We start from the raw sequence: 12,997 nt of genomic DNA, 5'->3' as shown, positions 1-12,997 counted from the left end.
AATTTATTTAATTCCTTTCTCATTAAGAGTTTGCTGATACAATTTAGCATTTCTATTGTGTTCTGCCAATGTTTTTGCAAAATTATGATAACCTGAGAAGTCTTCTTTAGCACAGAAAAAATAATAATCGTGTTTTTCTGCATTGAGTACAGCATCTATTGAAGAAATTTCAGGTAAATTAATTGCACCAGGTGGCAATCCTGCATATTTATAAGTATTATAAGGTGAATCTACTTTTAAATGACTGTTTAAAAGCCTTTTGATACTGAAATCTTGCAAGGCAAATATCACAGTTGGGTCAGCTTGTAACAAATCGTTTTTGGCTAATCTATTTAAGTAAACACCTGCTACACGAGGTTTTTCATCATTTTTAGCTGTTTCAGCTTGTACAATAGAAGCCAAGATTGAAGCCTCTGAAGGTGACAAATTCAAGGCTTTTGCTTTCTGAATTCTATTTTCTGTCCAAAACTTTTTGTATTCTTTATGCATTTTTTCAAAAAGTTCCTCTTTGGTTATTGTCCAGTATATCTCATACGTATTAGGAATGAATAAAGTTGTCATAGTATTTGCGTCCAAGCCATATTTTTGAGCTAACTCCTTATTATTCAGCATATCTAATATTTCTTGTTTGGGTATAGGTAATTGGTTTGCCAATCTTTCTGCCAAATCGTCTTTTGTTCTTAGATAATTAAATGTAAGCCTTATAGGTGTTTGATCACCCGAACGCAATTTACGAATAGCTGCCAGATTAGTCATATTGGGTTCAATAAGGTATGCTCCTGCTTTTACATGTTCTTGATAACCCAGTGTTTTTGAAAGAAAAGCAAATGAAACAACATTGCTCACAATCGAGTCTTTTTTAAGTATTTGAATCAGTCCCTGAAAATCAGTTCCTTTAGGGATATAAAGCATTTTTGCACCTCTTTTTACTTGTAAATTAGGGCTTTGTGTTACTTGATATACATAAAAAGCTAATGAAGACAACAAAATGGTTAATCCTACAAAGATAGCTGATAATATTTTTTTGGTTTTAGTCATTATTTTATGATGGTTTCTATGGTATTTTCACCTGATTTTAAGATTTTAGACACAGGACAAGCATCTGCTATTTGCTTGAGACGGTCTTTTTCAGTTTGTTCTATATCATTTGCAAAACTTATTTCTCGTATAAATTTTGCTTTTTTTGTTCCTGATTCACTAATTTCCTCAAAATTAATTGTTACATTGATTTGCCCCACGTTCCATTCTTTGCGTTCTGTATACATTTTGAGTGTAATACTAGTACAAGCTGCCAAACTTGCCGAAAGGAGTTCGTAGGGAGTCATACCTGTATTTTTTCCACCCAAATCTTCAGGTTCATCAGCAATAATTTGATGATGAGATGAGTGTATTTTTACTTGGTATTTTTCGTTTTCAAGTACAGAATCTATAAGTTTTTCCATGTTATTTTAGCCCTCAAAATTAATATTTTTGTGTGAACCATCACAATAAGGTTTCTTTTTAGATGCTCCACAACGGCAAAGATATGTAGTTGACTTAGCATTTTCCTTTTCCTCTTCACCATGCTTCAGTGTGAAGTTCCCCTGCACCAAAATAGGTCCATTGGGTAATATTTCGATTTTCAGATTTTTATCTTCGTTTTGCATGGTAGTTTCTTCTTTTTTGGTTTGAGTTGAATCATTTTGAGCATTGTTGTGGTAATAGCTCAATGCTTTGGAGGGGCATTTTTCTATTTGAGCTACAATCTGCTCAGTATTAGCACCTTCTATATTCACCCAAGGACGTTTATTGGGGTCAAAAACGCTCTTGAGTCCACGAAAACAAACAGCAGAATGGATACACATTTTGGGTTGCCATACCACTGTAATTTCACCATTTGAGTATTCTTTTTTTTCAATAGCCATAATTGTATCTGTTTGTGCAAATATAACTTTTTTGATATATCTCTTAAATTTACGTTTGTTTTTTGTTTAACTGAAAGTATCCAAATCACTCATAATCAACAAATACAAGATTATAAAAGTTTAGAGTCAAAAAATTAAGAGAAGTTTTTTTGCATACACAGCTTTTCATTGTATTTTTAAAACTTATTAATTTCATTAAAATCTACACGCAACATGGACAGTACAAAATCTTCTAGTAAACATCCACCAGGCTTATTTGTATTATTTCTAACAGAAATGTGGGAAAGGTTCAATTTTTATGGTATGCGAGCCTTGCTTACACTTTTTATAGTGAATGCTTTGATGATGAGTAAAGAAGACTCATCACTAATTTATGGAGGTTTCTTAGGATTGAGTTATCTTACACCCATGTTGGGAGGGTTCATCTCTGATAGATATTTAGGCAATAGAAACTGTATCATGATAGGTGGTACACTGATGGCAATAGGTCAGATGTTGTTATTTTTTAGTGGTAACGTTTTTGATTCTAATTTAGGGCTTGCTAAAACATTGTTATACATAGCTTTGGGCTGTATTATTTTTGGAAATGGCTTTTTCAAGCCCAATATTTCTTCGATGGTAGGTAGTTTGTATCCCCCTCAAGACAAGAACAAACTGGATACAGCTTTTACCATATTTTATATGGGAATTAATGTGGGAGCATTTTTAGGGCAATCTATTTGCCCCTTGTTGGGAGATGTTGTTGATGATAATGGTGTGAGAGATATTTTTGTTTTTAAATGGGGCTTTTTAGCAGCTTCTATCGCTATGGTTCTTGGGACACTTACTCTGTATTTCCTTAAAGATAAATATGTTATTACACCAGAGGGAAAACCTATTGGTGGCTTACCCAAGCATAATGATGTTGCTGATTATACTGAGGGAGAAGCTCAATCAGCTAAATTTACCCCTGCTGCACTTGGTACAGCTTTATTAGGATTTGTAGCATTAGCACTTATATTTTATTTTGTTTTTGGGCAGAACATCATTTATTCTACCATTTATGGTAGTGGTCTTACTTTAGCAGGTCTTATACTTTCTGACAAATCTCTTACAAAAATAGAAAGAGATAGAATTTTGGTAATTTACATTGTATCATTTTTTGTAATTTTCTTTTGGGCAGCTTTTGAACAGGCAGGTTCTTCTCTTACATTTATAGCAGATAATCAAACAGATAGAAATTTTTTCGGCTGGAAAATGCCTCCTTCTATGGTTCAGTCAGCTAATGGTGTTTTTGTGATTCTTTTTGCTATTCCAATGAGTATTTTGTGGGATAAATTGAGAGCAAAAGGCAAAGAACCCATATCTCCTTTCAAACAAGCTATAGGATTACTTTTAATAGCTCTCAGCTATTTTATCATTGCTCATAATGTGAAAGATTTAGGAAAGTCCAGTTTATTAGCTGTACAATGGCTTATTCTTTTGTATTTTATCCAAACTATTGGAGAACTTTGTTTATCTCCCATTGGTTTGTCATTGGTGGGCAAGCTTGCTCCCAAAAGATTTGCCTCATTGTTATTTGGTGTATTCTTCTTATCGAATGCCTCAGGATATGCTTTGGCTGGTACATTAGGTTCTATATTACCTCCTACCAGCGAGCAGTTTATCGCATGCGATAAAGTTAAAATTGATTTACAAGGAATTTTGGACACTAAAGTAGATGCTTCAGGAGAAGACTTATTCAGGCTTTTAAACATGAAAATAGCTAAATTAAATTCAGATTTAGCTAAAACAAATAATCTAAATATTGAAGATAGGGTAAATAATCTCCACAAACTCAATGCAGCAAGAGAAAAAGCGAAAAAAGACAAAAAAGAGTTTACAAATACTTATAAGGCTCAAGATACTACTTTTACAGCAGAAGAGTTCAAACTTATTAAAGACAAGAAAATTATTGAAATAAAATATCCAACATTTGCAGGGTTTACAATTCATAATTTATTTGAATTTTTCATGGTGTTTGTAGTACTTTGTGGTATAGCTTCGATACTACTTTTTGGACTAACTCCCATCTTGAAAAAAATGATGCATGGTAGAGGGTAAAATAAAAGAACAAAAAAGCCGAATTTGATTCGGCTTTTTTTATGCTTTAGATACTCTAAAAAATCCTTGTCTTTTTTCCTTTTATTGCTTAATTTTCAGAAAAACATCAAACTTTATAATAACTTTTATGAAACATTTACTCTTATTTAGCTTTCTGTTATGCTCTTACATTACACATGCTCAATTCGGCAATTTGAAAGACAAGGTAAAAGATAAAGCCAAAGACAAGGCTGATAGAACTGCTCGGAATGCCACTCAAGGGCAAAAAAACAAATTCTTAGGTGATTTACAGAAAAAAAGAGCAGAAATGGATTCTGCCAACTATACTTGTGCCATCGCAGTAAGCGATAATACAGGTTTTTACGAAGAAAATCAGCGTTGGAATAAGATGTTTAATTCTATGGGACAAGATTTTATTGCTGATGGCAGATTAAATCTAAATGCTACTTCAAAAATAACAAACAACATTAGTGACCCAGCCGAATATGCTCAAACTCGTATGGAGTTGGGCGAGAGTATGCTTGCTATGAATAAATACAAGGCTGCAGAAAAGAACTTCTCAGCTGCTGAAGAAAACTTTAAAAAGGCAGGTAAAACCAATGATATGTATTATGCCAAACTCATGACAGACATGGGTTTGATGTATTCAGCTTTGGGCAATTTTGAGAAATCTGAAACTTATTTAGAACAGGCTTTACAAATAAGAAAACAATTATTTACAGAACAATCGAACGATTATGCCATTGCCCTCAACAACAAGAGTGTTTTGTATAATCAACAAGGACATTTCACAGATGCTCAAACTACTGTCAATCAGGCTATTCAAATTGCTGAAGCGAAAAACTTAGATAAAAGTATTTTAGCAATTATGTATAATAACAAAGCTTATTTTCAGCAGGTTATTGGACAAAACCAAAAAGCTTTAGAAATCTATGAAATTTCTTTAAAAATGGTAGATGATGAGAAAAGCCAAAAAAGTCTTACTTATCAGCGTGTGGTAGTAAATAAGGCTCTTTTATTACAAGAAATGGGCAAAAAAGAAGAAGCATTGGCTATTTACGAAAAAATACTTAAAATCAAAAAAGGACAATTAGGAACTAACAGCCCTGATTATGCTCATTTACTGAATCTTACAGCTTCTTTGTATATGCAAATGGGCGATTATAAAAAGGTTGAGAGTTATTTACAAGATGCATACAGCATTTATAAAAAGAAATTTGGAGACAATCATCCTTCTACAGCCAAAACGCTTCACAATTTAGGACTTTATTACTTGTATCAGGGTAATCCTACAAAGGCAGAAGAAAATCTAAAAAAATCTTACGAAGCAAGAAAACAGGTTTTAGGCGAAAATCACCCAGATTTTAATGCTTCTCAAGAAGGTTTAGCTCTTCTCTATTGGCAACAAGGTAAAGTTAAAGAAGCTAGTGAATACTATAAAAAGGTTTTGGATAAAAACAATGAGTTCATTGTCAAGTATTTTCCTGCCATGAATGAGGCTGAAAAAGACCAATATTGGTCTAAATTACGCCCTACTTATATGCGTTTTTATAGCTTTGCAGTGCAAAATGGAGAAAAAGATCCTCAATTGCTTTCTGAAATGTACAATGCCCATATTTCTACTAAAGGAATTCTCCTGAACGCTACCAACAAAATCAAACAAAGGATTTTAGCTTCTAAAGATGTTGAGCTTATCAAAGATTATAACCTTTGGATTGAGAAAAAAGAACAATTGGCTCGTTTGTACTCCCTTTCTAAAGAAGAATTGAAAGAACAAGAAATTGATTTGGGTAAAATTGAAAGTGAAGCCAACGATTTGGAAAGAGCTTTATCTCAAAAGTCTGAGATTTTCAAAAGCAAAATTGATGATAAACTACACACTATCAAAGAAATAGATGCAGCCTTAGCCAATGATGAAGCAGCTTTAGAAATTATTTCTTTCCAAAATTTTGATAAAAAATTTACAGGAGAAAGTATCTATGTGGCTTTGGTAGCAGGCAAACATCAGCACAGTCATCCTAAAATGGCAATTTTGGGAAAAGGTAAAGAATTTGAAGAAGATGAACTCAAATATTACCAGAATGTAACCAGAACCAGAAAAGAAAATAAGATGTCGTATGGTGTATTTTGGGAGAAAATCGAACCTCTTTTACAAGGTAAAAAACGTATTTTTGTGTCGTTGGATGGCGTTTATAATCAAATTAGTTTGAATACTTTACGCAAACCCAACGGAAAATTTGTAGTAGAAGATTGGAATTTGACATTTGTAACCAATACTCGTTTCGTACCTGATTCTAAAGAGCGTGAGAAAAAACCTGCTAATAAAAATACTAAAAAAGCCCTTTTAGTAGGCTTCCCCAATTATGGAAATAAAGGAACTATCAGCCCTTTACCTGGCACTAAAAAAGAGGTAGAGAACATCTCTCCTATTCTTAAAGCTTTGGGTTATAAAATCGAAACATATTTGGCTGATAATGCTAATGAAACCAATGTAAAAAAAGCTGATGATGCTGTACATCCTGATATTATTCATATTGCTACTCATGGTTATTTCATCAACGAAATAGAAAAAGAAGGTGGCTTGGTGTTTGGTGTAGAGTCCTCAAAAGCTAAAAGTAACCCTATGTTACGTTCAGGATTAGTATTTGCAGGTGCTGAAGAAACCATGGAAGGAGTGAAAAATAACAAAGATTATCAATCAACTGACAATGGGTTCTTAACGGCTTATGAAGTAGCCAATATGAACTTGGATAACTCAGAGCTTGCCATTCTTTCAGCTTGTGAAACTGGCTTAGGAGATGTAAAAGCTGGTGAAGGTGTATATGGTTTACAAAGAGCTTTCCAAATTGCTGGTGTAGATGCTACGATTATGAGTTTGTGGAAAGTAAGTGATGATGCCACACAAGAATTGATGACTTTATTCTATAACAATCTGAAAGTGAGTAAAAACAAACCCGAAGCTTTCCGTAAAGCTCAGTTAAAACTCAAAGAAAAGTACAAAGACCCTTATTTCTGGGGAGCTTTCATTCTGACAGAAAATTAATATGCTCTTTATTTCTGGCAACACTGACCTTCTTGTTGGTGTTGCTTTTTTATTTTTTTATTTTTTATCTATACTCAAATGATTACAGGAAACGAAGTTTATTATCCGCTTCAAGCGGGTTTTGAGTGGACTTACCAACTCAAAGATGGCTCTACTTACACCAATAAAGTAACAAGTGTAAATCCATCTAACCCTCATGAATTTACCATGATAAATTCCATGATGAATAAAAATCAAATCATGCGAAAAGATGGAAACAATTATCTAACAGATAGTTTTGAAGAAGGAACAATGCAAATTTTACTCAAAGATGACCTTACTGTAGGAAATTCTTGGGAAGTGAAGTTCAAAGCAAATGGCTTTGATAATATATTGGTTTTCAATGTAAAAGAAGTAGGCTCTACAAAAGAAGTGAACGGAAAAACATATAATGCTATAGCCATGATAGAAGCAGAAAGTAAAATGCTGATGAACGGTAATTTGATGTCTTTGAATTTTTTTACACAATATTATTATGCCAAAGGTGTTGGCTTGGTGCTGACAACTTCTTCATTGGGAGATTCACAAAGCCTTATCAGTACAAACGTTGTATAAGAGTAAAAAAATCAAGTTTTTATTGAATAACACTCCTGAATATGACTATGAAAAGGAAGAAATGGATGATTTATGGAATATTGACTGCCATTATCGTTTGTGTTGTGGTTGTGTATGTGTGTGATAGCATTATTACTAAAAACACCAAAAACAAGCTTTATACTGATGTAAAAGATATTCCTTACAACAAAGTAGGTTTACTTTTGGGTACAGCCAAACTTTTAGAAGGTGGCTATGTGAATTTGTATTACACTTATCGCATTCGAGCAGCCTCTGAGCTTTTTAAAGCCAAGAAGATTAAATATATTGTTATCAGTGGCGATAATGGCAGAAAAGAATACAACGAACCCGAAATGATGCGTTCAGATTTAATCAAAGCAGGTGTAGATTCTACACATATTTATTTAGATTATGCAGGTTTCAGAACTTTTGATTCTGTCATCAGGCTTCGTGAAATTTTTAGTCAAACATCTGTAACCATTATTTCTCAGCCTTTCCATAATGCAAGAGCTGTTTATATTGCCTCCAAAGAAGGCATTGATGCCATTGGTTTCAATGCTCGTGATGTAAGTCTCAATTATGGTTTTAAAGTACAAGCTCGTGAAAAACTAGCTCGTGTAAAAGTATTTATTGATTATGTATTGGGTGCAAAACCTAAATTTTTAGGCGAAAAAGTGCCTATACCAGAGTAAAATTCTGTTTGAAAGCAGGTTTTATAAATTTTTTGTTTGTGAGTTATAATTTTATATTTTTGAAACAAAATGAACCTAAATATTTGTAATTATATATTAGACTTTATATAATATTTCTTCTTTCTATTTGATATTTGGCATCATTTATCCATTTATCTATCAAGTATGTGCTATTATCAAGCTCCTTTGCCTTAATAAATTGCTTTAAGGCTTCATCAAATTCACTTTTATCAAAATGATAAATGCCCATGTTCATATATCCATAAGAATTGTTTGGGTCTAATTCAAACGAATGAATAATGTCTTGTAAGCCTTCTTCAACTTGTCCAAGTTTTATTTTGGAGAGTCCCCTGTTGTTATAAGAATATGCAAAATCTTTATCAATATCAATTACTTTATTGAAATATTGGATTGCCTCTTCAAATTTACCCATTAAATTTAAAGTATAACCTTTATTATTCAAAGAATATTTATTGTCTGGATTTTGAAATAATGACTTATCATAAAATTCTATTGCCTTTTCATGTAACCCAAGTTGAGAATAGGACAGTGCAAAACTAGACAAATCATCAGAAGTCATTTTGCTTTTCAAAGCCAAAGTTTCTGATAAATCTTTTGCTTTGAGAAAATTTTTGCTTTGCAAAAAAGCACTAATAGCAAGGCGATAAATACTTTCATCTTTAAAATCTTGCAAAATTATCGTTTCAAATAAAATAGCAGCCTCTGCAAATTTTTGTTCATTATATAACTCCACAGCCATTGAATATTCCTTTGGGAATTTCTTGCCATAAAAAAGTTGTTGTAGGTTATAACCGTCATTATATGTTATGTTTCCGTCGTGAAGTCTAATAGGTGTATTACTTGGAATAATATTAGCAAAAAAGTCGAACAAAGAAGAGCAAATAAGCATCTTTAAACCCTCTTTCAAAAATTCGTGTGGTTTATAAGCAAAATTGAGATAGTAAGCAATTCCTCCAACTAACAGGGAAGCCAATGGTCCTGCTAATATATAAAAGATTTGCTGATTTATAGAAATAGATTTAGCAGAGGGAACGCAACATCCCGATTTCCAAGAAAAAGGATTGTATCGGAAAAATATGTTTAATATTCCAAAATTAATTTTTAAACTTTTTTTAGGGTCACCATACGAACCAATGTAAATAGTCGCTTTTTGTTTAGTTAGTAATATGACAGATATTGCATGACCGAGCTCATGTAAAATAACAGTAAATGGTCTGATAATGAAAACTAAGCAAATAAGAAGCAATATAAATATAAAGAGGTCTTGCATCTGCGAAAATATTTTTTTTTAGTCAACAATGTTGATTGTACTTCGCTAGGTCAGATTTAGGAAGTTACAAAAAATACAAGATTTTTTCTATGTTTGAGAATTTATTTCACAAATATATTTATACAAATATAAATCTGTGTTTTTTTATTTGAAATCAAAATTTATTTTACTCTAATACAACAGCTCTGTAATATTGAGGAGTTTTTTGTTCTAAAACTTTCTGATAACCAGAAATCAGTTTTTGGAGATTCTGCTCTTCATAATATAAGACTGTAAGCAACTGAACACCTTTTTCTTGTTTGATAGCAAATTCTTCTTCCAAAAACTCACAAACTTTAGCTATTCGTTGAGTTTGATAATCCGTACAAATAGAAAATGAAACTGCTGAACTTTGCATTAAGTTTATTTTACAGTTGAGTTGTGTAAAAGTATGCAATATTTTACTCAAATTCTCTTCTGTAATAAAAGCCAAGTCTTTCACGCTAAACGTTAAAAATACCTGACTGGGTTTAAAAATAATGGTAGGCGTTTGGCGTTGGCTTGCTTCGCCATCTATACAAGTTCCTGATTTACTAGGCTCTACAAAAGAACGCACATACAAAGGAATATTTTTATTGGCAAGTGGCTTAATAGTCTTTGGGTGAATCACGTTTGCCCCATAAAACGTCATCTCGGCAGCTTCTGTATAAGAAAGTGTTGTATAAAGTTGTGTATCAGCTATTTTTTTAGGGTCTGCATTCAAAATACCAGGAACATCTTTCCAAATGGTTACAGATTCAGCATCCAAACAATAAGCAAAAATAGACGCTGAATAGTCTGAGCCTTCTCTGCCTAATGTTGTAACTTTATTACCCAACGTCCCACCCAAAAAGCCTTGTGTAATAATAATTTTATCTTGTAGTATAGGATTTAATTCTCTTTTTACCAGATTTTCAGTCCAAGGCAAATCCACTTTGCCCTCTCGCCAAGTGGTATCTGTTTTGATGTAATCTTTAGCTTCAATCCATTCGTTATCAATTTTTTGCTCTTTCAAATAATAACTCAATATTTGTGAAGACATGACTTCTCCAAAACTTACAATTTGGTCATAACTTTCATCATACTGACTAGGCTTTATTTTATTGAGTAAAGCATCTTTTAGTTGCAAAAACAAATAATCTAAAGCTGTATATATGAGATGATCTTTTGAGAAAAGGCGTTCTACAATTTCTATATGATATTTTTTGAGAGCCTCATACTCTACTTGCCAATCTTTTTTTTCAAAGAAATCATTGAGTAATCTTTCAAGAGCATTGGTGGTTTTTCCCATTGCCGAAACTACTACAAGTAAATTATTTTGAGAACCAAATTCTCTAATGATATGAGCTACATTTTTTACAGCTTCTGCATCTTTTACAGAAGCTCCCCCAAACTTAAATATATTAAACATAAATAATACTAGTATAAAAAATACACACTTTGAAGTGTGTATTTGCATTTATTTTTTAAATTTCTTTTCTTAGTCGGGCAACAGGAATACCCAATTGTTCTCTGTATTTGGCTACTGTTCTACGAGCTATCAAATAGCCTGTATCATGAAGCATTTTTTCCAATTTATCATCAGATAGAGGCTTTTTCTTATCTTCATTATCTACAAATTCTTTGAGTTTAGCTTTTACTTCTCTGCTACTTACATCTTCGCCTGTTTCAGTGGCAATTCCTTCAGAGAAGAAATATTTAAGTGGATACACCCCAAACTCTGTTTGTACAGTTTTGCTGTTTGCTACCCTTGAAACTGTCGAAATATCCATCATTATTTTTTCAGCTACATCCTTGAGAATCATGGGTCTAAATTTACTTTCATCTCCTTCCAAAAAGAAATCATACTGGAATTCGATAATTGCCTGCATAGTCTTGAGAAGTGTTTGCTGACGTTGTTTGATGGCATCAATAAACCATTTGGCTGCATCAAGTTTTTGTTTTACAAATGATACCGTTTCCTTGATAGCTTTATCATTTTTATTGCTTTTATGATAAGTATCCAACATTTCGGCAAATGAACGACTGATACGCAATTCTGGAGCATTACGAGAGTTCAGCGTTAAATCCAATTTGCCATTGTTATTGATTAAAATAAAATCAGGGATAACATATTGAGTAATGCTTTCACCATCTTCTGTTTCCCCAGGTTTTGGATTTAACTTCGTGATTATCTTGATGATAGGCTTCAATTCCTCCTCTGAGATATTGAGGCGTTTTTCAATCTTGGGATAATGTTTCTTAGTGAACTCTTCAAAATTATCTTCAATTACTTCAATAGCAAGTTCTAAAAGATGACGTTCTTCTTCTGTGTGTAATTCTTCTTCTTTTTTACGTCTAAGCTGAATCAAAAGACATTCTTGCAGATTTCTTGCTCCTACACCTGAAGGGTCAAAACGCTGTATTTTCTTGAGAAGGTCTAATACTTCTTCTTGTGTTGTTTCTACATTTTGGGTAAAAGCCAAATCATTTACAATAGCAGGGATTTCTCTACGTAAATATCCGTCATTATCCAAACTACCAATCACTTGTTTACCAATGACACTTTCTCTTTCATCCAAACGCAAATAACCTAGTTGAGCTTCTAAAGCTTCAAAAAATGTAATTCCAACAGAGATAGGCATTTGTTTGTCCTCATCATCTCCTCCACCGTTATTCATTTGCGTTTTATAGCTGTCTTCTTCGGCTTGTATATAATCGCTGATATTTACCTCATCGCTGTTGCCACTGAAATCATCATCAAAATTATCATCGTCAAAATTGTCAAACTCCTCCTCATAACTATCTTCTGTGCTGGAAACATTTTCATTTTGGTCAAAAATATCATCTTTTCCTTCTTCTAAAGCAGGATTTATTTCCAATTCTTCTTGGATACGAGCCTTTAATTCTACTGTGGGTATTTGGAGCAACTTAATAAATTGTATCTGCTGAGGAGATAACTTTTGTTGCAGTGATTGATGTAAACCTAACTTTTGCATAAGCTTTTAGCATAAGAGCATGCAACATAGCAATAATTTTGCCAATTTTAAAAAAAATGAAAAAGTTTTTTATTTGGATTCTCCGAACCAGTCTTTTTTTTCTGCCCAAAATGTTCCAAAAGGCAATAATGAAACTAAAAAAGCAATAAAAGCTCTTTTAAAAGTCCAACTATATTCTATCCAAACTTGCAAGAGTAGCAAACAATAAGCTATAAATAAAATTCCATGAGCTATTCCTACTATATAATTGGGTTGTGGTATTTTTAAAAAGTATTTTAAAGGCATGGTAAGCCCAAAAAGAAGAATATAAGAACAACCTTCTATAAAAGCTATTTTACGAAACAAAGAAAATTTATCAGGCATTTATTTTGTAGATTTGTAGTAAATGGTACAAA

Annotated in this window: 10 protein-coding genes and 1 pseudogene; 4 read left to right on the top strand and 7 right to left on the bottom strand. The window is 32.7% G+C overall.

What is annotated here, in order from left to right; translation table 11 throughout:
- Positions 1-3: 3 nt before the first annotated feature.
- Genes AD998_11160 through AD998_11150 form a run of 3 tightly spaced genes read right to left on the bottom strand, consistent with a single transcriptional unit; the run spans position 4 to position 1,904 of the window.
- Positions 4-1,038 carry an aminodeoxychorismate lyase gene (locus AD998_11160; protein KOY86626.1) on the bottom strand — a complete coding sequence of 345 codons (1,035 nt, stop codon included), beginning with the start codon at positions 1,036-1,038 and terminating at the stop codon, positions 4-6.
- Positions 1,038-1,442, bottom strand: a complete 405-nt coding sequence (locus AD998_11155) for a hypothetical protein (GenBank protein KOY86625.1) — start codon at positions 1,440-1,442, stop codon at positions 1,038-1,040. The genes AD998_11160 and AD998_11155 overlap by 1 nt, the downstream gene beginning before the upstream one ends.
- 6 nt (positions 1,443-1,448) lie before the next feature.
- Positions 1,449-1,904 (bottom strand): hypothetical protein, encoded by a 456-nt coding sequence (locus tag AD998_11150; GenBank protein ID KOY86624.1) that lies wholly within the window; start codon positions 1,902-1,904, stop codon positions 1,449-1,451.
- Positions 1,905-2,117: 213 nt separating this feature from the next.
- On the opposite strand from AD998_11150, the gene AD998_11145 reads away from it, so the two are divergent.
- The 4 genes from AD998_11145 to AD998_11130 all read left to right on the top strand — a co-directional run bounded on the left by AD998_11145 (position 2,118) and on the right by AD998_11130 (position 8,315).
- Positions 2,118-3,986 (top strand): amino acid transporter, encoded by a 1,869-nt coding sequence (locus AD998_11145; GenBank protein ID KOY86623.1) that lies wholly within the window; start codon positions 2,118-2,120, stop codon positions 3,984-3,986.
- Between the two features lie 193 nt (positions 3,987-4,179).
- Positions 4,180-7,029: a hypothetical protein gene (locus tag AD998_11140; protein ID KOY88161.1), complete on the top strand. Its 2,850-nt coding sequence runs from the start codon at positions 4,180-4,182 to the stop codon at positions 7,027-7,029.
- Positions 7,030-7,107: 78 nt separating this feature from the next.
- Positions 7,108-7,623, top strand: coding sequence for a hypothetical protein (locus AD998_11135; GenBank protein ID KOY86622.1), 516 nt, complete (start codon positions 7,108-7,110; stop codon positions 7,621-7,623).
- A 47-nt stretch (positions 7,624-7,670) separates the two neighbouring features.
- Entirely contained in the window at positions 7,671-8,315 is a 645-nt protein-coding gene (locus tag AD998_11130) for a protein SanA (GenBank protein ID KOY88160.1), read from the top strand.
- A gap of 175 nt (positions 8,316-8,490) precedes the next feature.
- On the opposite strand, the pseudogene AD998_11125 reads toward AD998_11130, so the two are convergent.
- The 4 genes and pseudogenes from AD998_11125 to AD998_11110 all read right to left on the bottom strand — a co-directional run bounded on the left by AD998_11125 (position 8,491) and on the right by AD998_11110 (position 12,965).
- Positions 8,491-8,877 (bottom strand): annotated as a pseudogene (locus tag AD998_11125) (hypothetical protein).
- A gap of 895 nt (positions 8,878-9,772) precedes the next feature.
- Positions 9,773-11,035 (bottom strand): aspartate kinase, encoded by a 1,263-nt coding sequence (locus AD998_11120; protein ID KOY86621.1) that lies wholly within the window; start codon positions 11,033-11,035, stop codon positions 9,773-9,775.
- Between the two features lie 55 nt (positions 11,036-11,090).
- Positions 11,091-12,602: an RNA polymerase sigma-54 factor gene (locus tag AD998_11115; protein ID KOY86620.1), complete on the bottom strand. Its 1,512-nt coding sequence runs from the start codon at positions 12,600-12,602 to the stop codon at positions 11,091-11,093.
- Between the two features lie 69 nt (positions 12,603-12,671).
- Positions 12,672-12,965 carry a hypothetical protein gene (locus AD998_11110; protein ID KOY86619.1) on the bottom strand — a complete coding sequence of 98 codons (294 nt, stop codon included), beginning with the start codon at positions 12,963-12,965 and terminating at the stop codon, positions 12,672-12,674.
- Between the last annotated feature and the right edge of the window lie 32 nt (positions 12,966-12,997).

The sequence above is a fragment of the bacterium 336/3 genome (genome assembly GCA_001281695.1).
In the GTDB taxonomy this organism is placed as follows: Bacteria; Bacteroidota; Bacteroidia; order Cytophagales; family Thermonemataceae; genus Raineya.
This window is presented reverse-complemented; position numbering and strand designations above follow the sequence as displayed.

Coding starts and splice junctions, on each gene's coding strand:
- AD998_11160 (KOY86626.1), bottom strand. CDS start 1,038: ATGACTAAAACCAAAAAAATATTATCAGCTATCTTTGTAGGATTAACC.
- AD998_11155 (KOY86625.1), bottom strand. CDS start 1,442: ATGGAAAAACTTATAGATTCTGTACTTGAAAACGAAAAATACCAAGTA.
- AD998_11150 (KOY86624.1), bottom strand. CDS start 1,904: ATGGCTATTGAAAAAAAAGAATACTCAAATGGTGAAATTACAGTGGTA.
- AD998_11145 (KOY86623.1), top strand. CDS start 2,118: ATGGACAGTACAAAATCTTCTAGTAAACATCCACCAGGCTTATTTGTA.
- AD998_11135 (KOY86622.1), top strand. CDS start 7,108: ATGATTACAGGAAACGAAGTTTATTATCCGCTTCAAGCGGGTTTTGAG.
- AD998_11130 (KOY88160.1), top strand. CDS start 7,671: ATGAAAAGGAAGAAATGGATGATTTATGGAATATTGACTGCCATTATC.
- AD998_11120 (KOY86621.1), bottom strand. CDS start 11,035: ATGTTTAATATATTTAAGTTTGGGGGAGCTTCTGTAAAAGATGCAGAA.
- AD998_11115 (KOY86620.1), bottom strand. CDS start 12,602: ATGCAAAAGTTAGGTTTACATCAATCACTGCAACAAAAGTTATCTCCT.
- AD998_11110 (KOY86619.1), bottom strand. CDS start 12,965: ATGCCTGATAAATTTTCTTTGTTTCGTAAAATAGCTTTTATAGAAGGT.